Genomic DNA, 21,567 nt, shown 5'->3' on the forward strand with positions numbered 1-21,567 from the left:
CGAAGCGAGGAAACACCATGGCACGCACACCCATCACCACCCAAGTCGCCATCATGGGCGCAGGCCCTGCCGGTCTCATGCTTTCCCACCTGCTGGCCAAGCAAGGCATCGAGTCCGTGGTGGTGGAGATCCGCAGCCGCAAGACCATCCAGGAAACAGTCCGCGCCGGCATCCTGGAACACGGCACCGTGAACCTGCTGGTGGACTCCGGCGTTTCCGACCGCGTGCTGCGGGAAGGCGACCGCCACGACGGTATTGAACTGCGCTTCAACGGTGAAAGCCACCGCATCAACTTCAAGGAACTCGTGGGCGAATCTGTGTGGTTGTACCCGCAGACGGACGTGTTCATGGACCTCGCTGCCCGGCGGGAGGCCGACGGCGGCGACGTCCGGTACAGCGCCACGGACACCACTGTGCATGACCTCGAAGGAAAACCGAAAGTCTGGTTCACCGACGCCGACGGCCAGGACTTCGAAATCCAAGCCGACTTCCTCGTGGGCGCCGACGGTTCACGCAGCCACTGCCGCTCCCAGATCCCCGAGGCCAACCGCAAAAGGTACTTCCACGAGTACCCGTTCGCCTGGTTCGGGATCCTCGCCGAAGCCCCGCGCAGCTCCGATGAACTGATCTACGCCAACTCCGAGCACGGCTTCGCGCTGATCAGCCAGCGCACGGAGAAGGTCCAGCGCATGTACTTCCAGTGCGACCCCAAGGAAAACGTGGCCGACTGGGACGACGAACGCATCTGGTCCGAGTTCCGCAAACGCGTCAACGGCAACGGCTTTGAGCTCAAGGAAGGTCCGGTCCTCGAGAAGATGGTCCTGCCGTTCCGTAGTTTCGTCCAGGCACCCATGCGCTTTGGCAATCTCTTCCTCGCCGGCGACGCCGCACACACCGTCCCGCCCACCGGCGCCAAGGGACTCAACCTGGCGATCCACGACGTCAAGGTGCTCTTCGAAGGGCTCGATTCCTTCTACTCCACCGGCTCGACCTTGCTCCTGGACTCCTACAGCGACCGCGCCCTGGACCGCGTGTGGAAGGCCCAGCACTTCTCCTACTGGATGACGTCCATGCTGCACACCGTCCCTGGCGCCGACGACTTCGACCGCGCCCGACAGCTCGGCGAGTTGCACTCCGTGGTCTCGTCCGAACACGCCAAGGCGTACCTTGCGGAGTCGTACACAGGGTGGCCGGCCGCACGTTAGGCCTGACTTGGCTTAGGGACCAGCGCTCGACGACGCGTGGTTGCGTGACTGTGTACCTACAACGCCCGACACGTGAAGTGTTCCCGGCCGGTTTCGCACCACTGGCGTGCCTGTTTATGTTTTGAGGGGTGTGTGGTGGTGGTTTTTGCGGGGTGTTTGGTGGGGGTCGATGTGGGGTGGGGGGATGAACCAGGGCACGCCGGTTTTCATGGTGATGGTCCAGTGTTCTTTGTGGATGAGGTGGTGGTGGTGGCTGCAGAGGAGGGTGCCGTTGTCGGTGCTGGTGGTGCCTTGGTTGGACCAGTAGGTGATGTGGTGGGCTTCGCACCAGGGTGCGGGCATGGTGCAGTCGGGGAAGGTGCAGCCGCCGTCGCGGGCGGTGATGGCGTGGCGGATGTGGGGTGGGAAGATCCGGGTGGTGCGGCCGATGTCCAGGACGCGGGAGTCGCTGCCGAGCAGGATGGGGATGATGTCGGCGTCGCAGGCGATTTTGCGGATGGTGGTGGGGTGGATCGGTCCGGTGAAGGTCGCGGTGCCGGTGCTGGTGCTGGTGCCGGTGCTGGGTTGGTTCGGGTTTGAGGCGTTGACCTGGTTGAGGAGGTCGCGGTGGTCGATGGTGACCCTGAGTTGGGGTCGGAGTCCGCCGTTGGCGGGGAGTTTGCCGGTGGTCATCGCGACGCTGCAGGCCCCGACCAAGCCGTCGAGGAGTTTCTGGGCCCGGGAGCGCCGGTCCAGGACCACACCGGTACCCCCGGCCCCGCCGGTACCCTCGCCATCCCCCGTGCCTCCGCCGGCCCCGGTGTCTCCGCCCACGCCGTTACTCGCGTCGTTGGCGGGGTTTCCGTCGATGGTGGTGGTGTCGGGGGTTGTGGTGTTTTGGTGTCGGGGGTTGGTGGCGGTGTTCATGGCGGTGAGGAGGGTTTCGTATTGTTCGGCGGTGGCGAAGATTTCCAGGTGGTGCAGGCCGTGGCGGGGTTTGCGGCGGAGGAAGGCGCCTTGGAGGTGCCGGAGGGTTTCTTCGGAAGGTTCCGGTCCGTCCTGGTCGAGGGCGTCGGTCCAGCGTTTGGCTATTTTGGTGACGAAGTCCGGGTCGGAGTCGATGGCGGTGGTGGTGAGGGCTTGTTCCATGGTCGCGGCGGTCTCGTCGGTGACGAGGTGCCGGACGGTGTTCAGTGCGGTACTGATGATCGTCGCGGACCGGGACGGTACTTGGGCGGAAGCGAGGGCGTCGGCGAGGATTTCGCGGCGGGCCGGGAGGTGTTGGCCGGTCATTCCCACACCGGGGAGGACCTCGGCGGCGAGGGCGAGTCGGCGGCGTGCTTCGCTGATACTGATCCGGAGCCGGGCGCGGAGGAACTCCGCGGCGTTCCGGTACCCGTCATCGGCCGGGTTGACTACTGATTCTTGGCCGGGCGTCGTCGTCGTGCTCCATCCAGTCTGCCACCCGGGCGCGGCGCCAGCGCCGGGGACCGGGGTCCCGTTCCGGGCTTCGCGGCGGGTCCGTTCGACCGCCTGGGCTGCGATGATTTGCAGGTATTCCACTGTCCGGGAGATGTCCTCGATGCTGCCCGCGAAGTCGGCTGCTTCACTAAAACCCAGCACCCCGGCATCGGTGGCCGCGGATGACCGTAGCGAGGTCAGTGCCTCGGTGGCTTGATCGAGTAACGCGTCCACTCCGGCGGTGCTGTTGGTCCCGGCGGCCTGCAGTACCCGGATTCCGTGGGTGGATACTGAGCTCCTGGCGACCACCGAGGCGCGCGAGGCTGCGCCGCCACGAGTTTCGGTGATGAGGCCCCCGAAACGCCGGGACGCGACGAAACTCATGGCGGGCGATATAGCCCGACGTGCCACGAATTGCCCCGTACCTTCCATGAATCAACCCTGTCACCAGGCACCGACAAAATAGGCCCCATCGAGCCAGTCACCAGACGTGAGAGATGGTCGGGGAAAAGGGTGTCGGGAAGTGAGAGACGGTCGCGGAAAAGGGTGTCGGGAAGTGAGAGACGGTCAGGCCGGACTGTTCAGTACTCGCCCTTGATCACGAAGTACGAGCCACGAATGACGCCTGCAAGCTTCGATTTCTGGCGGGCAAACTTGAAGCTCGATGCCAGTTCCTCTGGAATTTCCATGCCCTCGGAGAGTTTGAACCCCACGGCCCGCTTCCCGCCGTCCTCGATGCTGTACATGACGTTGATGGACAGTCCCGACTCGTAGAACACGTAAGCCATGCGCAATCCATCGACGTCGAAGGATGTGGCCTCGAGCGGGGGTGAGGCGATGACGATATCTCGTTCGTCCTTCAGGATGCGGCTTACCCGTTCCACCACTTCCGGGACCTCGCTCGCGGGGCTCACTGTGAAGTCGTGGTCGTACTTGTTCTTGAAATAGCGGCTCTCGTTGGCGCGCAACCCGGCCAGCGTTTCGGCCACCGGAGATGATTCCAGGCCGTCGGTGGAAACGTTCTTGAAGTCAACGGTGTACGGCATGCGTTCTCCTTGTCAGGTGTGTTGTGACCTACGATAACGCGCACGACGGCGGCAGGTCGCCGTCGTGCGTTCCTTGCGTTTGGTGCGGTCCACCGCAGCGGTGGCTACGGCTTCTGCGATTCGGCCGCCGACGGTTCAAGGTCGGCCAGAGTGAGCGGATGCGCAGGGGAGTCCGGGAACGGGAAGGTGGAGGTCACTGCAAGGTCCGGGCCCACATGCACCAGTTCGCCGGACGCGAGGGGACGCCAGCCGGGGTTGTGATCCATCGGCTCGGTGGCAATCAGGACGTGCGGGGAACGGGAAAGCTCGGTGCTGCGGGAGTGGATCCGGCTGCTCCGCGCGTCCAGTGGTGCCGGCGGGTCCTGTGCTTTGGCGGGGTCACGTTCCAGCAGGTGCAATTCGTGAGTTGCGGGGTATCTGAGGCACCACATGTCTGTCGCCGTGGTGATGATGAAGTTGAGGCTGAAGACAGGCAGCTCCTTGGCGATCCAGCTGACGGCCTGCGTGATTCCTTCTCCAACATCGCCCCCTGAACGGCGGGTACCGGCGGTAATGAGCGCGAACAGGCGTTCGCTGTCCGTCTGGCCCTTAACAAGGTCCAACACGCCAAGCCCGGAAAGCCGATGATCGAGCCGATCGAGATCATTGAATGCGCCATTGTGGGCAAACAGCCGTCCGTCCTGCTCGAAAGGGTGTGTGTTGACCCGGGTCAGAGCGCCGGTGCTCGCGTACCGGACGTGGGCCAGGAACGTGGTGCTCTTCAGGTCTCGTGCCTCGCGGGCGAACGCGTGGTCCTCCCACGCGGCAAGGGGTTGCTTCGCGACGCGGGCCCTGCCTTCGGCGTCGAAAGTTCCAATGCCGGCGCCGTCAGGTTCCCGCCGGCTCTGGACGGAGAGGCTGTCCGGCGCGTCCAAGAGCCAAAATGTGGCACGGACCGGGCGGGGACCGGCGTGAAGCCCGAAGAGTCTGCACATGGGGTGGTCCTTCCTTGATCTGGGCTAGTGGTGGAAGGCCTGTTGCTGTCCGGCCGCGGGCATGGGCGCTGTCAGCGCATCGAGGTAAGCGACTTCTCTTTTGAGGTCTGTCAGGAAGCTGGAGGCCAGGTCCCGGGTAAAACCGTTGCGGACAACGATCCTTTGCACCACCACGTCGCTCAGCCCGTCAGGCAGGGGATAAGCAGGAACCAGCCAACCGTTCATCCGCAGGCGTTCTGACAGGTGGTGGAGGTTCCAGTTTTTCGTTTGGCCGTCGGTGAGCTGCCAGGCGAAGACCGGGATGTCGGACCCGTCGCTCCATAGGGTGAACGCCTCCATGGCTCCGATTTCCCCGGAGAGATACAGGGCAACGTCGCGGGAAGTGGCTTGGACGGACTTGTAGCCGGCGAAACCGAGTCGGAGGAAGAGGTAGTACTGCAGCAGAACCTGCGCGCCAGGCCGTGAAAAGTTCAGGGCGAACGTGGGCATGTCCCCGCCGAGGTAACTGACGTGGAAGATCAGGTCCTCGGGGAGTGCTTCTTCGTCCCTCCACACAACCCAGCCCAGGCCGGGATAGACCAGCCCGTACTTGTGTCCTGAGGTGTTGATCGACGCAACTCGGGGCAGGCGGAAGTCCCACACTGTTTGCGGTTGGAGGAAAGGAGCAACCATGGCGCCGGAAGCGCCATCCACATGGATGGGGATGTCCAGTCCGCGGCGTGCTTGGACATCGTCCAAAGCGGCCGAAATCGCGTCCACGGCTTCGTATTTGCCGGTGTAGGTCACGCCCATGATGGCGACGACGCCAATGGTGTTCTCGTCCACGTATTTGTCCAGGTCATCGCCATCCATCGCCGGGTGTTCCACCGATACCGGGACGAACCGGGGTTCCACATCCCAGTAATTGCAGAATTTCTCCCAGCAAACCTGCACGGCGGAACTCAGCACGAGGTTGGGTTTGTCGGTTGGCAGGCCCGCAGCGCGCCGGCTGTGCTGCCAGCGGCGCTTCAGTGCCAAACCGCCCAGCATGCACGCCTCGGAGGATCCGATGGTGGATGTTCCAATGCTTTTGGCTGGATCGGGCGCGTTCCACAGATCCGCGAGCATCCGCCAGCACCGGGTCTCGATGAGCGCTGTCTGGGGGTATTCGTCTTTGTCGATCATGTTCTTGTCGAACGCCTCGGTGTACAACTGCGACGCTTCCGACTCCATCCAGGTGCCCACGAACGTTGCAAGGTTCAGGCGGGAGTTCCCGTCCAACATGGCCTCATCGTGGACAACCTGGTACGCGGTGGCGGGCAGTGACTCTCCTTCCGGAATGGTGAAACGCGGGAAGATCGTGGCCTCGCCGGGCCTGCTGAACAGGGGGTTCAGCTCCACGGCGGTGTTGGGCTCGTGTTTCGACGTCCGGTGTGACCTGCTCATGGCTACTCCTTGGAATCCCCGGCCGCAGCGGCGGCACTACCTGCCTGCGGTTCACGCTACCCGTTGCGGGGCCCGTTCTGCGCCCCAAAGGCCAGCAAAAGCATGCAAAGCGGGCCCCGCAACGCAGCTGCCGCGCGACTCAGGCGGGAAAGACGCACGACGGCGGGAGGCCGCCGTCGGGATAGCGATCAATGACCGGGCTGGATACTTGGTTGTTGGGCTGCAGGGATTTCGACGGTCGCGATAAGGCCGCCCCCGGTCCGCGGTTGAAGGCGAAGCGTTCCATGGTGAAGCTGCACGATCTTCGCCACCAAGGCTAAACCCAGGCCGTATCCCTGCTTCCCGTCATTTTGGGCTACACGTCCTTGGCCGCGGCGGAACGGCTCGAGGAGTTCGGGGATGATGTCTGCCTGCAGGACCGGGCCGGTATTTTCAATACGGAGAGTCGCGGTCTCTTGGGTGAAATCTCCCGATATCCATACCGAGCCGTTCTCGTGGTTATGGCGAACAGCGTTCTGGACCAGGTTGAAGACCATTTGCCGTAAAAGCACGCCGTCACCGATGACTTCCGTGGCGCTCACGGACGTATCAATGCGAACGCCACTGTGAGAGGCTTCCGGTTCGTTTTCCTGCACGGCGGCCAGGATCAGGGGTCGCATCCGCACAAGACCCGACTCGGCAGTCACAGCGTTGGCATCGGCCAGGCGCAGCAGGGCCTCGGTGAGTCCGATCGCCCGGTCGTTCGTCAATGCCAACCTCTCCAGGAGAACGGGAACGTCCTGCGCAGTGGGTTGTCGCCTCGCAACGTCAAGGAGCGCCTTGGTGATGGCGAGCGGGGTTCGCAGCTCGTGGGATGCGTTGCCGGCAAACCGCTCCTGGGTGTTGAAAGCGTCTTCAACTTTGTCGAGCATGCGGTCAAACTCGTCAGCGAGTTGGCCGAACTCGTCGTGAGGGCCTTGCAGGCGTATTCGGTGGCCTAGCTCTCCGTTGGCAGCGGTGTGTGCGGCCGAGTAGATCTTATTCAGTGGGCTGAGGACCCGGCCAGCCAGGAACCACCCGCCGATGCTCCCGACGATGGCCAGCGATACCAGTGCCCAGCCCCCGACGTTGAGCAAAGTCTCCAGTATCTCGCCCCTGGTCCCGGGAACGCCTTTCGAATAGTCACTGGGATTCGCCGCCGTCAAAGGGTAGTTGGGGATGTAACGCAGGACGGCGTAGACGGCGCCGAGCACAATGATCCCGGCCAGCATGGCGAACAGTGCATAGCTGAAGGCCAGCCGGGCCCGCGCACTTCGGAGGGACTTTGCCGCGGGCAGCGTTTTGGCGGTCATGGACGGGTGTAGCCTTCGGCGATCTTGTACCCGACTCCGGGCAGGGTTTCGATCGGATCGGGATCTCCCAGAGCCTTGCGCAGGGTGGACATTGTTACTCGGAGTGCGCTGGTGAAAGGATCGATGTTCTCATCCCAGGCTTTCTCCAGAAGTGTTTCGGCACTAACGATCCCGCCATTTGCTTGGATGAGCAGTTCAAGTACTGCGAACTGCTTACGGGTGAGCCTCACGTAGCGCCCGTCCCGGTAGGCCTCCTGCCGGTACGGGTCCAGTCGAAGATCACCGGCGTCCAGCACTGGAGGAACCATGCTGTTTGGCCGGCGGGACAATGCCCGCAGCCTCACAACAAGTTCGTCGAACTCAAAGGGCTTTGTAAGGTAGTCGTCCGCGCCCAACCGGAATCCCCCTACCTTGTCTTTGAGGCGGGTAGCGGCCGTCACCATGATTACCTTCACATGCGGGTGGGATTTCACAATGCTGGCGCAGACGTCGTCTCCGTGAATGGTGGGGATATCCCGGTCCAGGACAACAACGTCGTAGTCGTTGACCGAAACACGTTCCAGCGCCTGCCCGCCGTCCAACGCGATATCGGCGGCTATGCTCTCCGCCCGCAATCCTTGTTGAATTGCTTCCGCGAAGTACGGTTCGTCGTCAACTATCAGTACGCGCATGGTTCTCTCAATCTCCTTGCCGCCTTTGACACTGTTGGGCGCCAGCGGCATAGGGCTCCACTGACTCACTTTATTGGCCGGCTTGTTGCGTCAGTGTGAAGAGCCCAGCATACGGCGGCGCAACACGGCCAGTGATGGTCTGGTAACTCACCACCAGACGAAAGCGGGACACACCGGTGCCAGCACAACGCACAGCCAAACGGCCAACCCTGACAATGCTTGTGGTGGCCACCTTGGTCGCCCTATCCCTGGGAGCATGCACATCATCGAGCGTCCCGGTGGCGCCGGCGAGCCAACCTGGAACCAGCAAGGGCGACGAGCCCGATCCCCTCAAGGAACTGCTGCGTCCGCTGTTGAGCCCCTTTGAGGAACGACTCAGCGCCAAGGACGGCCTCATCCCGGAAAACCGCACCCTCACTGCCAGCGACATGGATGTCCCGGCCGTGGCCAATCTCGATCCGGAACTGCGAAAGGCCCTGCAAGAGGCCTCAAAAGCTGCGGCAGCGGACGGCATCCAGATTGTTGTGACCAGCGGATGGCGCAGCACCCGATACCAGAAGATGCTCCTTGACCAGGCCACCGGAACCTATGGCAGCCCGGAAGAGGCACGACGCTGGGTCAACACCCCGGAGAAGTCCACGCACGTTTCCGGTAAAGCAGTCGACGTCGGACCGGTGGACGCAATGGTCTGGATGAGCAACCTGGGCCAGCAATTCGGGCTGTGCCAGACCTACGCGAATGAGCCCTGGCATTACGAGCTGACGGCCCAACCCGGGGCGGTCTGCCCGCCGGCATTGACGGATGCAGCAAACAACTGAGCACAAGGCCCCGGCTATGGGTAGGGACACTTGGTCGGAACGACCAAAAGTGGCCCGTAAGTATTAACAAGCGAACGAAGACCAGAGTTTCCGGGGCCGTTAGATTTCAACTGGATGAATGCAACGAGATTGGTTTGGGAGAGTCATTTGTGAAGATCACGGTCCGGGCTTCGCCTCTTTCCAACAGCCGTGTCAGGCGCGGCATGGCCGAGATGCTCAAGGGCGGCGTCATCATGGACGTCGTTAACGTCGAGCAGGCCCGCCTGGCGGAGGATTCCGGGGCCGTAGCCGTCATTGCGCTCGAGCGGATTCCGGTCGACATCCGCGCCCAGGGAGGCTCTTCACGTTGGTCCGATCCCGACAGGATCGATGCGATCATCGCTGCCGTGTCCATCCCGGTGATAGCCAAGGCCCGCATCGGCCATTTCGTGGAGGCCCAGGTTCTGCAGTCCCTCGGCGTTGACTACGTCGACGAATCCGAGGGGTCGACCCCTGCGCATTACCTCAACCACATCGACAAATGGAAGTTCACAGTTCCCTTCGTCTGTAGTGCCCGGAACCTCGCTGAGGCGCTTTGCCGCATCACCGAGGGCGCGGCCATGATCCGGTCCAACGCGGTGTCCCACATCCGCCAGATCCAGGCGGGGATCGCCAAGCTCGCCGCTCTTTCGGAGGACGAGCTGTCCGTTGCGGCCAAGGAATTGCAGGCGCCGTATGAACTGGTCGAGGAAATTGCCGCCACCGGCAAGCTCCCCGTGCCGCTCTTCATCGCAGGTGGCATTGCCACTCCGGCTGACGCTGCGATGATGATGCAGCTCGGGGCCGACGGTGTGTTCGTCGGATCGGGTATTTTCACGTCCGGCAATCCCGCTGAGCATGCAGCTGCGCTGGTGAGGGCCACGGCGTTCCACGACTATCCGGAAGTAATTGCCAAGATTTCCCATGGACTGGGCGAATCCATGGTGGGCATCCGTGCCGCCGGGATCCCGCAGCCTCCTGCCCTGCCGAACACCGCTGATGAACGGGGCATGTACGTGTACAAGCGGTGGAGCCTGCTCAAAGGAGAACCCGTTGAGGTGCGGTTCTCCGGAAGAGCTGTGCGCAGTGGCTTTGTCGACTCCGCGATGCCTGATGATTCTGCGTTGTGGCTGGCCGCAGAAGGAGCCGATGGCCGGAGGCTCTTCGAAGCCGCAGCGGGGTATGAGGTGTGGGTCGAACCCGGGCTTTTCCAGATTCTCGCCTAGCGATCAGGCCGGAGTGACAAGCATTTTGTTGACGAGCAAGAGGGAAGTAGGAACGTGCAAGATCACATGACCGAGTGCGAGGTAGTGGTTGCCTCTCCGGAACTTCTGCAGGAGCTACTGACGGAGGCCGAGGAGCTGATCCGATCGGTTGCCATGGCCCAGGGAACCTCCGGAATCCTGGTGACCCGCCGCGATGTTGGCAGGTACACGGTTTCACTCGATAAGAGTGTCCCTTTCGGTCAAACCCTGGAACGAACCATGGTCTGACCCGTCGCACGGTGCCGAGTTTGGCCGTTTGGACAAACCTGATGACCGAGACCTCTGAAATGGTGTCTTCCATGGATATTGCAAACAAGCTGTTCGAGCTGGCACACAAGGCCGCACGTACCGGTGATCCCGGGGTGGCAATCGGAATCTATGTGGACGGCCAGCTGGCCCACCACGCCACGGCAGGATTGGCGAGTGTGGAGTTCGAGGTTCCGGTCACCACCCATACGCGGTTCGACATCGCATCCATGAGCAAGCAGTTCACCGCCACTGCGGCCCTGCTTCTGTGCCGGGACGGAAAGCTCTCGCTTGATGACGACATCCGGCTGCACTTACCGGAGCTCAATCTGCGGGTGCCGGTCACGGTCGGGCAGTGTCTGCGCCATACCGGCGGACTGCGCGACTGGCTGGCCCTCACCGAGCTGGCCGGGCGTCCGCTCACCCGGATGACCCAGAACCAGACGCTGGCCTTCGTGGCCGGGTTGACCGGACTGGACTTCGAGCCGGGCACTCAGTTCTCTTACTCCAACACAGGCTATGTTCTGGTCGCATCCCTCGTTGAGCGGCTGACCGGGATGACCTTAGGTGAGTTCACCTCGGAGCGGATGTTCATCCCGCTGGGCATGTCCGACACGCTGTTCCGGGAGGATAGCCGGCTGCCGCTGCCTCGGTTCGCCAACGGCTACGACGTCGGCGAAGCTGGAGTGCGCCGGGCGGACACGGAGGAGTGCGCTGTGGGTGACGGTGGCCTGGCCACGAGCATTGCCGATTTGGGACCTTGGTTTGGGTTCCTGCAGGACGGCAGGGTGCTGGGCGCGGACTTGCGGGACGGCCTTCTGGAGCGGGTCAACGACGACGGCGGGCAGCGCCGGCCGTACGCGTTGGGGGTGGCGCATACGAGTGTTTGTGGTGAGCCGGCCTTCGGGCACGCAGGCGGGGTTCCCGGATACCGGTCCCAACTCTTGTTCCTGCCCGGGACCGGAATTGGCGTGGCACTCTTGAGCAATAATTCGGCGATCGCACCGATGCCGGTGGCCACTGAGGCACTACGACTGGCAGCGGGACTGGTCGCGGAGAAACCCGCGGAACGGGTGGACGGAACGGCCGCGGCTGCCGGGCTCGCCGGCTACTGGGTGGACCCAAAGACCGATCTGGCCGTGCGCGTCGAGACCACCCAATTCGGCCTCCTGAAGGTGTCCGGTGAGGTCACTTCAGCCGAGTTCGCTTTGACAGTGGACGGCACCTGGCACGGCCAGGGCGATTCGGCTGACTCCAGGCTGCAGGCGACAGTCGACGGCCTCCGGCTCGGCTCCGTGAATCGACCGGGAGATGACGCCCTCTACCGGCGGTGTGATCCGCCGATCATCGGCGCGACTATGCCCACAGCTGTCTATTGCAGTTCTGAGTTGGGCGTGCTGGCCACCGTCACGGCCAAGGGCGAGCTGGAGCTGGGACTTCAGATGGTGGCGCAGATCGAACCAGCCCCGAATGGCGCGTTCACGGCGGGCGGTCTCACCCTCCGGCTGGACGATGACCACCTGCTGATCAGCACCCCGGGAGTGTATCGCTTGCCATTCGCCCGGCTGCCGGACGGGACAGTGCCGCTGGGTGTCCCGTCCGGGTTCAACGTCGCCGGTTGAGCGGGCCGGAGCAGCTTAGGCAAACAAGGGCTCACCAATCCTGGGGACCGCGGCGAGCAGTTCGCGGGTGTAGTCCTCCTTGGGCGTGTGCAGGACATCAGCCGTGGCTCCGGCTTCCACGAGGCGGCCGTTCCGCAACACTGCAACGTCGTCGCACAGGTAATGTACGGCGGCCAGGTTGTGGCTGATGAAGAGGAGCCCAAAACCCCGCTCGGCCTGCAGATCCTTGAGCAGGTTCATCACCGAGCCCTGCACGGAAACGTCCAGGGCCGAGGTGATCTCATCCGCCAGGATGAATGCCGGTTCGGCGGCCAGCGCACGGGCAAGTGCCACCCGTTGGCGCTGGCCGCCGGACAGGGCTCCGGGGTACTCGGCGGCCTTGGCTGAGGGTAGCTGGACGGATTCCAGCAGCCCGGTTATCTGGGCGGATCGGCCGGCGACAGTGCCGGGGCGCCGGTCCCTGCGCTCGGCCGCGCGGATAGCCTCCACGAGCGATGCGCCGACGCTCATCCGCGGGTCCAGGCACGATGACGGGTCCTGGAACACCATCTGCACCCGCCGGCGAAGAGCCAAGGCGCGGCCCCGTGCATTGACCAGTTCGGTGCCATCCAACGCAATGGACCCGGAACGGGGTTCGCACAGGCCGACGGCAGCGCGGGCCAGCGTTGACTTGCCCGAACCGGATTCGCCCACCAGCCCGACGCTGCGGCCGGCAGGTACGCGCAGTGAAACGTCGTGCACGGCCGTGAACTTTCGGGCACCGTGGCCAAAGCTCACCCTGACCTTGTCAAACACCAATGCGCTCATGCGTGTGCTCCTTCGCGCTCAATTGCGTCCTTGTCCGCTGCGGACTGCTCCCGTGCTGCGAGCTTGTGCTCCAGGTCGAACCGGAGGTCCGTATCAAATTCCTCACCGTCAGCGATAGTAGGCATCGGCACGGATCGTTCCGTTTCCAACGTGGGCACAGCCCCCAGCAGCGCGCGGGTGTACGGATGCCGGGCATTGCCCGCTACCAAGTCCTCGGTGCTGATGTCTTCCACGATCCGACCCCGGTACATGACCATGACGCGCGTGCAGAACCCTGTAATGACGGCCATGTCATGGGAGATCATCAGCACAGCCGATCCCGTTTCCTGGTGCACCCGGTGCAGCACCGTCAGGACTTCGCGCTGCACCGTGACGTCCAGGGCAGTTGTGGGCTCGTCCGCAATAATCAGCGCAGGTTTGCCCATCAGCCCCATGGCGATCATGGCCCGCTGGCGCATGCCGCCGGAGAGCTCGTGGGGGTGCTGTTTTGCCCTGCGCTCCGGATCAGCGATTTGTACTTGGCCCAGCCGTCGTATGGCCTTGAGCCATGCAGCGCGGCGGCTGAGTCCGCCATGGAGGAATCCGGGCTCGGCTACTTGTCCGCCAACCCGCAACGACGGGTTGAGCGAAGACATGGGGTCCTGGAACACCATGGCCAAACGGGTCCCCAGCAGCCGGGACACTGCGCGCCGGGATCCGGCGGGGGCTGTGCCGCGGTATATCTCCTGCCCGTCAAAGCGGATGCTTTGGGCGCTGACGTGCAGCGGATGGTCGGCGAGTTGGGCCACAGCCATGCAGGTCATTGACTTGCCTGAGCCGGACTCGCCCACCAAACCCACGAGTTCTCCACGTCCCACATCGAAACTGACGCCACGCACCAGTTCGGCCCAGCGGGTCCGGCCCGGGGCCGCAATCTGAAGGCCGCGCACCTGCAGGACCGCATTGTTGTCCTCGATGGGCAGCACTGCGCTGGTTTCGCGGGGCCGCAGCCGTGGCAGCTTGTCGCTGAAAGTCCTCGCGACGCCCGTGGCGCGGGCGATTGTTTCGCCTACCAGGGTGAAGATGATGCCGGAGACGACGACGGCGATCCCCGGCGCCAGCGCGGTGGCGGGGTTGACGAAGATCTTGAGGAGTCCCTCGTTGAGCATCCTGCCCCAGTCGAACTCAGGCTGCTGGACGCCCAGGCCCAAGTAGGACAATCCTGCGAAGGCGGTCAACGCGCCGCCGGCGGTCACCGAAGCATTGACGATCAGGGGTGCGGCGATGTTGGGCATGATGTGACGCAGCAGCAGGCCGGCCCGGCTGACGCCGAGCACACGTGCCGCAGCCACGAAATCCCTGCCGCCCACAGACGCTGCCAGGGTGCTGGTGAGCCGGGCGTAGGCGGGGAGAATGGCCAGCCCGATCGCGAAGACCGCCCCCAGGATGCCCTGGCCAAAGACAACGGACAGCACCACAGTGATCAGCAGGCCCGGGAACGCGAGGGCAAAGTTCACTCCCGCTAGGATGGCCCGCCCGAGCGGACGTGGCAACACGCTGGGCAGCGCACCCAGTAGTGCCCCGCCCAGGACGCCCATGGCACTGGCTGCCAGGGCCATCAGCACGCTGAGCCGGGCCGCCGTCATGGTGCGGGCAAACACGTCGCGCCCGCCGGCATCGGTGCCGAAGGGGTGCGTCGGACTGGGTTTCTGGGACAGCGCCGCCGGGTTGGTGGTGGTGCTGATGTCCCCCCAGATCACGGGGCCAAGAACCACCAGGAACAGCAGCACTGCCATGCCGGCCAGGGCTGCAAGGCCAGTGGGTGTCAGTAGGGCCGAGCGCCAGCGCCCGGTCATTCCAGCTGCGCTCATCAGGAATCCTTAATCGTGGAGCGGGGGTCCAGAACTGCCAGCAGCACGTCCACCGCCAGGTTGATGATCAGTACGATGGCGCCGTAGACCACCACGAGCGCCTGGGCCAGCGGGAAGTCTTTGGCCCGAATGGACTGCACCAGGGTCATGCCCAGCCCCGGCCAGGCAAAGATGCTCTCCACCAGCACGGTCCCGGCAATGAGCGAGCCAAGGAACAATCCGGCGTTGGTCATGGTGGACGTCATCAGGTTGGGCAGGGCGTGCCGCAGGTACTTGCGCAGTACGGGCATCCGCTTTCCGGCTGCAGTGCGCATGAAATCTGAGCTGAGGACGTCCATGGCCTCCGCACGGACAATCCGGGACAAGGCAGCGATTGCACCGATGGATAGGGCTGCAACCGGGAGGACGTAGCTGGCAGGTCCGCTGCGCCCGGCCACCGGCATCCAAGGGACGTTCACAGCGAACAAGTAGACCAAGCCCACACCGATCAGGAACTCCGGTGCTGAAGCGACGAGCCCGCTGGTGCTGTTGAAAGTCAGCTCCAGTCCGCGCCGACGTCCACCTTTGGTGAGGGCCGCGGCCAGCAGCCCAACAGGAATGGCGACCGCCAGCACCACCAGAACGGTCAGGAGTGCCAGCTCCACCGTTGCCGGAAGCCGGCTGGCGATCACGTCTTCAACGGGCATCCGCAAACTGATCGACTGCCCGGGGTCGCCGGTAAGCAACCCCTTCCAGAAGGCCAAATATTGCGTTGCCAGTGGCTGGTCGAGGCCCAGTTCCTGCGTTCGTTCCGCGATTTGTTCCGGGCTGGCGGTTGGGCTCAGCGATTGCCGGGCGGGATCGCCGGGGATCATTTGCAGCATCAGGAAGGCCACGGTGATCAGGATGGCGATGGACACCAGGAATTGGCCGCCGCGCCGAAAAGCGAAGCGGAGCCACCCGTTCGCGGCGGGCCGTGTCCGGGTGGTGGGTGGGGTGGGGGATATTGCTGTGGCGGTCATCGGAGCGGATCGCCTACTTCTTGACCCGGACCAGGGGGCCGCTGGCCACGGTGTCAAACACTGCGGACGCTTTGTGCAGGTACGTGGAGGAGGGGGCCGAAGCAAACGGGACTACGTCAGCGGAGGTGAAGAGGGATTCTTCGGCTTCGCCCCAGGCGGCACACGCCTGTTCGCCCGTGAGGACGGAGGCCTTCGCTACGCCGGCTTCGTAACCGGCATTACGGATTGAGCCGAAGTTGAGCCCTTCACTTGGGGCGGGGCCGGAGATCAAGGGCACGATGGTGCTGGGAACGGAGACGTTGACGTTTTCCCAGGCGATGTCCCAGTCAGCGTTGTTCTTGCCACTGAGCAACTGCTCGACCATGAAATTCTCGTCCCCGCCCTTGATGGACACAGAGGCCCCCAACTTGGTCCACTGCTGCTGTGCGAACTCTGCTGCGGCGTTGGAGGTGTCGGTGGCGTTGTTGTAGATGAACGCCAGTTCCAGGGCTTTGCCGTCCTTGACCCGCTTTCCGTTGTTGCCGGCAATCCACCCGGCGGCCGTCAGTGCGGCGGCGGCGCCATCAAAGTCGGCCGCGGGGAGCGCTCCGGTGGTCTCCATCTGGCAACCCACCGGGGACACGCCGGAGAGCTGTTTGCTGACCGCGCCCTTGTCTGCGGTGATGATCTTGGCGAGGTTGGGAATATCGACTGCTTTGGTCAGGGCAAGCCGGACTGCGGGGTCGGACGTGGCCTTACCGTTCAGTTGGTTGTAGAACATTTCGCCCATGGGGCGGTTGGTGCTCAGCTTCGCCAATCCAGCCGATGCCAGGCGGTCCTCGTCGGCGCCGGAGATCACTGCCGCATTCAGCTCGCCTGAGAGCAGCAGGTTGGCTGCGGTGCTGGGATTGCTGATGACTTTGAAGGTGACATCCTTGGGCACGCCGAGCGTCTCCGACGTCGTCTGGTCGTCAGGTCCCCAGCTGTAGCCCGCACGGCGGGTGAGTGTGTAGTGATCATTCGGCACTACCTCGGCCAGGGTGAACAGGCCAGTGCCATCTGATTCCGTGGCAACGGCGTCGGGCTTCTTCAGCCCTGACTGGCACAGGATACCGATCGAGGCGGTGTTGACCAGCAGGAAGGGTGATGGTGTGGGCGTCTTGAGAGTGACCGTCCCGGTGGCGTCGTCGGCAGTGGCAACCAGGTCACCGGGGACGGCAAAGCCGCGCAAGGGTGAATTGTTGGCTTTGTCGGCCACGAAGGTGAAGTTGTCCGCGACGGTTTGCGCGGTCAGGGGCTCTCCGCTGGAACACATGATGCCCTTCTTGAGCGTGTACACCACTTCGCCGGGCTTCTCGCTCCAGGACTCCGCCAACCACGGCTTGACGCTCCCGGTGGCAGGGTCGATGAAGACCATACGGTCGTAGAGGTAGTTGATGACTTGGCTTGCCGACGTTGAGATGGTCATCAGCGGGCTGAGTGTGCCGGGGTCGGAGTCGAGCGCCATGGAGAAGCTGCCGTCCTTGGCCAGCTCGTCTCCGCCGGTGCCCGCTGAGCCTCCACCCGAACAGGCGCTCAGCGTGAGGGCGGCACCGCCCATCAGCGCGACCACCGTAACTAGTCTGCGATTCATGATTCCTCCACAATCCCTGGCATCCGGCCGTGCGCCGGTGCCTCAAGTACTTCGGACAACCCTTCCTCGGGCGGGCGCCGAATCCATCGGCGGATCCGACTAACCGGGCGCCGAATCCATCGGCGGATCCGACTAACCGGGCGGCGGAAGTAGGGCGAATCCGCTAAGTCGGGCCGCGTTGCCTGGCTGGGGCAGGGGCACGGTGGGAAAAGCGCACGACGGCGGGAGGCCGCCGTCGTGCGTCTGTTGCCAATTGCCGCTATCGCAGCAGCGTTGACGATGGGACGATTTTCTTATGGGCGAACAAGAGCAGGAACAGCCCGCCGCGCCTGCAGGCGCAGCGTTGGAAGATCGGGGAGACCCGAACACACAGCAGATGCGGACCATTGGCCAGCGGCGGCGCGAAGCCGAACGCAAGCTGGACCAGCATCTGAAAGAAGCCAGCCATAAAGGCGAAACGCCGGCTAACGAAGGCGAGGATCATTCCGAAGGGTAGAGCCGCTTGCCTGTCCAGGGTGCTTGGGCCGGCGGAGCGGGGTGTCGCTCTTGTGGGCCTCACCGTGATGCAGCTGCAAGGCGCTGTGAATGAGTGGAAAGTGGCTGAAGGCCTGCGGAGTGTTGCCGAGTTGCCGCTGCGTCCGGGGGTCCCATTCTTCGCTGAGCAGGCCGACATCGTTCCGCAACGTCAGAAGCCGCTCGAAAAGAGCGGTGGCCTCACCTGAGCGGCCGATGCCCAGAAGTGCATCCACCAGCCAAAATGAACACGCCAGGAACACGCCTTCGTCACCCGGGAGGCCGTCATGGCCGGCCTGGGTGCGGTAGCGGAGGACCAGGCCGTCGTCCGTGAGTCCCTTCTGGATGGCGTCCACTGTTCCGGCAACGCGTGGATGCCGGTGGGGAAGGAAGCCAACGCGGGGGATCAAGAGCAGGCTGGCGTCGAGTTCCACGCTGCCGTACGACTGGACGAACGTGTTGAGTTTCTCGTTGAAGCCCTTGGCCATCACATCCGCGTGGATTTCGCTCCGAAGCGCAGCCCAACGCTCCACCGGGCCGGGCAATCCGGACGTCCTGATACCTTTGACCATTCGATCCGCGGCCACCCACGCCATGACCTTGGAGTGGGTGAAGTTCTGCCTTGGTCCGCGCATTTCCCACAGGCCGTTGTCTGGCTGGTCCCAGGCCCCTTCCAAGTACTCCATCAAGGCGACCTGGATGTCCCAGGAGTTGTCCACCGTGCCCGGCGGCGAAGCGGCCCGCGTGAGCGAAAGGCCATCCAGGACTTCGCCCCAGACGTCCAGTTGGAGCTGCGGAGCGGCGGCGTTGCCGATGCGGACCGGTGCGGAACCTTCGTAACCAGACAACCAGGGGACATTGGCCTCCGGAAGCCTCCTGGCGCCGTCGAGCCCGTAGACGATCTGCAGTTCGGACGGGTCGCCGGCGATCGCCCGCAACAGCCAATCCCGCCAAGCAGCCGCCTCTTCCGTGTAACCGGCAGCGAGGAGCGACTGAAGTGTCAGCGTTGCGTCCCGCAACCAGCAGTAGCGGTAGTCCCAGTTGCGCGGGCCGCCGATCTGTTCGGGCAATGACGTGGTGGCTGCTGCCACAATGCCCCCGGTTGGTGCGTACGTGAGGGCCTTGAGGGTTATCAGGGACCTCTCGACCGGTTCCTTGTACTTTCCGGCCATTTCGCTGCGGCCGATCCATTCCAGCCAGAACGCTTCGGTCGCATCAAATGCCCGGAACGGATCGATGCGCCGTGGCTCCCTCTCATGGCTGGGCGCCCAGCGCAGCACGAAGGGAACGCGCTCGCCGGCTCGAACCGTGAACTCGCTGAAAGTGCGCCGGTCCCGGCCCTCAAGCGGGGCGGGGGTGGTGAGGTAGGCGGAGTCCGGACCCGCCACGGCACTGATCCCGTGTTTGCTGCGCCGGACCCAGGGAACAACTTGGCCGTAATCGAACCGCAGGACCAGTTCCATCTGCATGGCCACTTCGCCGGACAGGCCCTCGACTATGCGCACCAGATCCACGGCGTCGTCCCGGACGGGCATGAAGTCGGTAACCCGGACTGCGCCGCCGTCCACTTCCCATTCGGTTTCCAGGATGAGCGTGTCTTCGCGGTACCTGCGCCGGGTTGAATCGCCAGCGCCGGCGGGTGCGAGCCGCCAACGGCCGGCCTCGGGGGAGTCCAGGAGGGCGGCAAAGCATGCGGGTGAGTCGAAACGGGGCAGGCACATCCAGTCGATCGAGCCGTCGCGCCCCACCAGCGCCGCCGTATTCAAGTCCCCGATGATCGCATAGTCCTCAATCCTGGCCATGAATCAGATCCTTACTCCGGGGGCGTCGGCTATGCCCGACCGTACCCTGTCAGCCCGGGGGCCTCAACGCTGACGCGGGTCTTCGGCCGGGGCGGGTAGCAAGCGGTTGAGGCCGTCAAGGATGAGATCCAGGCCGAACCCGAATTCGTCGCCAAAGTCGTAGCCCGGTTTGAGGACATGTTCGACGGCGATCTCCACCATGTGGGGATACTCGCCGGTGGAGAAACGCTCCATGATGGGCTTGGTGATCTCGGCGGCCGTGTCCCTCCCCTCGAACGGGAGGGCTGCTTCCTGGAGGGCGAATCCGTAGATGTAGCTGTCCAGCAACGCGTACGCATGGGCGGTGAGCTGGACGGAGAAACCGGCGGCCCTGAGCGTGGACAGTGTGGCCTCGTGGTGCCTGAGTGTCGCCGGGCCGGGAGCCGTGCGGCTCTCCAACAGTCCAACGGCCCAGGGATGGCGCCGTAGGGCCGATCGCATGGCGTTCGCGCGCCGGTGCATCTCTGTTCGCCAGTCGCCGTCCGCCGCGGGCAGGTCGACTTCGCTGAACACCATGTCCACGATGCCGTCTAGGATTTCGTCCTTGTTGGCCACGTAGTAGTAGAGCGACATGGGCTTGGTGTCCATGCTCTGCGCGAGGGATCGGATGGTCAGGCCGGCGATTCCGGACTTGTCGGCGAGTTCGACAGCGCATTGGAGCACTCTTTCCCGGCTGAGGGGGAGGCGTTGGGCGGCTGCGGCGGGCACTGGATCTCCTTGGGGTCTAGCGGTTTAGTACAGTGTACGGTAGCCTCTTTAGTACAGCGTACGAAAATGCTGCTGAACACCCTAATGTCCTGAAAGGAACGGCCATGACCAATGGTCAGCAAGCCAAGGAATCCCGTCATGAAGGCGGCCGGTCCGGGCCGGACACCGCCATGCGGGCCATCGTGCAGCAGGCCTACGGTCCGGCCGACGTCCTCCATTTGGCGCACGTTCCCCGCCCGGCAATCGCAGACGATCACGTGCTGGTCCGCGTTCACGCTGCCGGGATGGACCGCGGCACCTGGCACGTCACCACAGGCCTGCCCTACGCGCTGCGCCTGGTCTACGGTTTCAGGGCTCCCAGGAATCCCGTCCCCGGGATGGACTTCGCGGGGACAGTTGAGGCCATCGGCGCAAAGGTGACCCGTTTCGGGGTGGGAGACCAGGTCTTTGGCACGGGGAAGGGGACGTTCGCCGAATACGCTGCGGCCCGGGAAAGCCAGCTCGCCCTCAAGCCCGCCAACATCAGTTTCGCCCAGGCCGCGGTGGTTCCCGTGTCCGCCTGCACCGCCCTGCAGGCACTTCGTGCAGGCGGAGTGGTCCCTGACCGGAACAACCGTCACCGGAAAGTCCTGGTCACCGGCGCCTCGGGCGGCGTCGGCAGCTATGCGGTCCAGTTCGCCAAGGCTGCCGGGGCCGAGGTTACGGCCGTGTGCAGCGCGGGCAAAGCGGATCTGGTCCGCTCTCTTGGCGCAGATCACGTCATCGACTACGCCAAGCAGGACTTCGCTGACGGATCAGGGCGCTACGACGTCATCATCGACATCGCCGGCAACCCGGGTGTTTCCCGCCTCCGCCGGGCGCTCACCCCTGACGGCACGGCCGTGATCACCGGCGGCGAGGAAGGCGGCTCCTGGACGGGAAGCATGGACCGGCAGCTCCGCGCGTTGGTCGTGTCCCCGTTTATCCGGCAGCGGTTCACCATGATCGTGGGCAGCCAGACCGCCGCTGATCTTGAGTACCTCGCAGGCCTCCTGGAAGCGGGAACCATAGTCCCGGCCATCGACCGCACCTTCCCGCTGGACCAGGTCCCCGAGGCCATGCGCTACTTCGACGCCGGCAAAGCCCGCGGCAAGGTCGCGATCACCATCTGAGCCGCGCCACGCAAAACGCAAGG

The 21,567-nt window shown here is 64.1% G+C and carries 18 protein-coding genes and 1 pseudogene; 7 read left to right on the forward strand and 12 right to left on the reverse strand.

The features are described 5' to 3' along the window. Nucleotides 1-17 precede the first annotated feature (17 nt). Entirely contained in the window at nt 18-1,205 is a 1,188-nt protein-coding gene (locus ACFRJ9_RS22905) for a 4-hydroxybenzoate 3-monooxygenase (protein WP_377672949.1), read from the forward strand. Nucleotides 1,206-1,319: 114 nt separating this feature from the next. On the opposite strand, the gene ACFRJ9_RS22910 is transcribed toward ACFRJ9_RS22905, so the two are convergent. From ACFRJ9_RS22910 to ACFRJ9_RS22935, 6 genes are all read right to left on the reverse strand, one after another. After that, nucleotides 1,320-3,029 (reverse strand): DUF222 domain-containing protein, encoded by a 1,710-nt coding sequence (locus tag ACFRJ9_RS22910; protein WP_377672951.1) that lies wholly within the window; start codon nt 3,027-3,029, stop codon nt 1,320-1,322. 197 nt (nt 3,030-3,226) lie between these two features. Further along, the gene (locus ACFRJ9_RS22915) at nt 3,227-3,691 is read right to left on the reverse strand and encodes a phage tail protein (RefSeq protein WP_377672954.1); all 465 of its coding nucleotides are present in this window, start codon (nt 3,689-3,691) and stop codon (nt 3,227-3,229) included. Between the two features lie 104 nt (nt 3,692-3,795). Beyond that, nucleotides 3,796-4,665: a class II glutamine amidotransferase gene (locus tag ACFRJ9_RS22920; protein WP_377672956.1), complete on the reverse strand. Its 870-nt coding sequence runs from the start codon at nt 4,663-4,665 to the stop codon at nt 3,796-3,798. Between the two features lie 24 nt (nt 4,666-4,689). Continuing rightward, nucleotides 4,690-6,090 carry a glutamate decarboxylase gene (locus ACFRJ9_RS22925; protein WP_377672958.1) on the reverse strand — a complete coding sequence of 467 codons (1,401 nt, stop codon included), beginning with the start codon at nt 6,088-6,090 and terminating at the stop codon, nt 4,690-4,692. 188 nt (nt 6,091-6,278) lie between these two features. Continuing rightward, nucleotides 6,279-7,421: a sensor histidine kinase gene (locus ACFRJ9_RS22930; RefSeq protein WP_377672960.1), complete on the reverse strand. Its 1,143-nt coding sequence runs from the start codon at nt 7,419-7,421 to the stop codon at nt 6,279-6,281. Then, nucleotides 7,418-8,092 carry a response regulator transcription factor gene (locus ACFRJ9_RS22935; RefSeq protein ID WP_377672962.1) on the reverse strand — a complete coding sequence of 225 codons (675 nt, stop codon included), beginning with the start codon at nt 8,090-8,092 and terminating at the stop codon, nt 7,418-7,420. Before ACFRJ9_RS22935 ends, ACFRJ9_RS22930 begins: the two co-directional genes overlap by 4 nt. Before the next feature lie 176 nt (nt 8,093-8,268). Here ACFRJ9_RS22935 and ACFRJ9_RS22940 point away from each other — a divergent pair, with 176 nt between their 5' ends. The 4 genes and pseudogenes from ACFRJ9_RS22940 to ACFRJ9_RS22955 all read left to right on the forward strand — a co-directional run bounded on the left by ACFRJ9_RS22940 (nt 8,269) and on the right by ACFRJ9_RS22955 (nt 12,061). Further along, nucleotides 8,269-8,910: a M15 family metallopeptidase gene (locus ACFRJ9_RS22940; RefSeq protein WP_377672964.1), complete on the forward strand. Its 642-nt coding sequence runs from the start codon at nt 8,269-8,271 to the stop codon at nt 8,908-8,910. A gap of 149 nt (nt 8,911-9,059) precedes the next feature. After that, a pseudogene (gene pdxS / locus ACFRJ9_RS22945) lies at nt 9,060-9,914 on the forward strand (pyridoxal 5'-phosphate synthase lyase subunit PdxS); the annotation flags it as partial. A gap of 294 nt (nt 9,915-10,208) precedes the next feature. Beyond that, nucleotides 10,209-10,421 carry a hypothetical protein gene (locus ACFRJ9_RS22950; RefSeq protein WP_377672966.1) on the forward strand — a complete coding sequence of 71 codons (213 nt, stop codon included), beginning with the start codon at nt 10,209-10,211 and terminating at the stop codon, nt 10,419-10,421. A 71-nt stretch (nt 10,422-10,492) separates the two neighbouring features. Then, nucleotides 10,493-12,061, forward strand: coding sequence for a serine hydrolase domain-containing protein (locus ACFRJ9_RS22955; protein WP_377672968.1), 1,569 nt, complete (start codon nt 10,493-10,495; stop codon nt 12,059-12,061). A gap of 15 nt (nt 12,062-12,076) precedes the next feature. On the opposite strand, the gene ACFRJ9_RS22960 is transcribed toward ACFRJ9_RS22955, so the two are convergent. From ACFRJ9_RS22960 to ACFRJ9_RS22975, 4 genes are read right to left on the reverse strand one after another with little or no spacing between them, the layout of a single operon-like run. Then, complete coding sequence (locus tag ACFRJ9_RS22960; RefSeq protein ID WP_377672970.1) at nt 12,077-12,868, reverse strand: ABC transporter ATP-binding protein; 792 nt, start codon at nt 12,866-12,868, stop codon at nt 12,077-12,079. Beyond that, entirely contained in the window at nt 12,865-14,718 is a 1,854-nt protein-coding gene (locus tag ACFRJ9_RS22965; protein ID WP_377672973.1) for a dipeptide/oligopeptide/nickel ABC transporter permease/ATP-binding protein, read from the reverse strand. Before ACFRJ9_RS22965 ends, ACFRJ9_RS22960 begins: the two co-directional genes overlap by 4 nt. After that, a complete protein-coding gene (locus ACFRJ9_RS22970; RefSeq protein ID WP_377672975.1) occupies nt 14,718-15,719 on the reverse strand; it encodes an ABC transporter permease in 1,002 nt (333 codons plus the stop codon). The genes ACFRJ9_RS22965 and ACFRJ9_RS22970 overlap by 1 nt, the downstream gene beginning before the upstream one ends. Nucleotides 15,720-15,732: 13 nt before the next feature. After that, on the reverse strand, nt 15,733-17,331 hold the full coding sequence (locus tag ACFRJ9_RS22975; RefSeq protein WP_377672977.1) for an ABC transporter substrate-binding protein: 1,599 nt from the start codon (nt 17,329-17,331) through the stop codon (nt 15,733-15,735). A gap of 295 nt (nt 17,332-17,626) precedes the next feature. Here ACFRJ9_RS22975 and ACFRJ9_RS22980 point away from each other — a divergent pair, with 295 nt between their 5' ends. Beyond that, complete coding sequence (locus tag ACFRJ9_RS22980; protein ID WP_377672980.1) at nt 17,627-17,827, forward strand: hypothetical protein; 201 nt, start codon at nt 17,627-17,629, stop codon at nt 17,825-17,827. Here ACFRJ9_RS22980 and ACFRJ9_RS22985 read toward each other — a convergent pair. Both ACFRJ9_RS22985 and ACFRJ9_RS22990 read right to left on the reverse strand, forming a co-directional pair. Further along, nucleotides 17,796-19,646 (reverse strand): glycoside hydrolase family 15 protein, encoded by a 1,851-nt coding sequence (locus ACFRJ9_RS22985; RefSeq protein WP_377672983.1) that lies wholly within the window; start codon nt 19,644-19,646, stop codon nt 17,796-17,798. The genes ACFRJ9_RS22980 and ACFRJ9_RS22985 overlap by 32 nt on opposite strands. A gap of 63 nt (nt 19,647-19,709) precedes the next feature. After that, nucleotides 19,710-20,393 (reverse strand): TetR/AcrR family transcriptional regulator, encoded by a 684-nt coding sequence (locus ACFRJ9_RS22990; RefSeq protein WP_377672985.1) that lies wholly within the window; start codon nt 20,391-20,393, stop codon nt 19,710-19,712. A 104-nt stretch (nt 20,394-20,497) separates the two neighbouring features. Here ACFRJ9_RS22990 and ACFRJ9_RS22995 point away from each other — a divergent pair, with 104 nt between their 5' ends. Next, complete coding sequence (locus ACFRJ9_RS22995; protein ID WP_377672987.1) at nt 20,498-21,544, forward strand: NAD(P)-dependent alcohol dehydrogenase; 1,047 nt, start codon at nt 20,498-20,500, stop codon at nt 21,542-21,544. Nucleotides 21,545-21,567 lie beyond the last annotated feature (23 nt).

It is taken from the genome of Paenarthrobacter sp. NPDC056912 (assembly GCF_042786555.1).
In the GTDB taxonomy this organism is placed as follows: domain Bacteria; phylum Actinomycetota; class Actinomycetes; order Actinomycetales; family Micrococcaceae; genus Arthrobacter.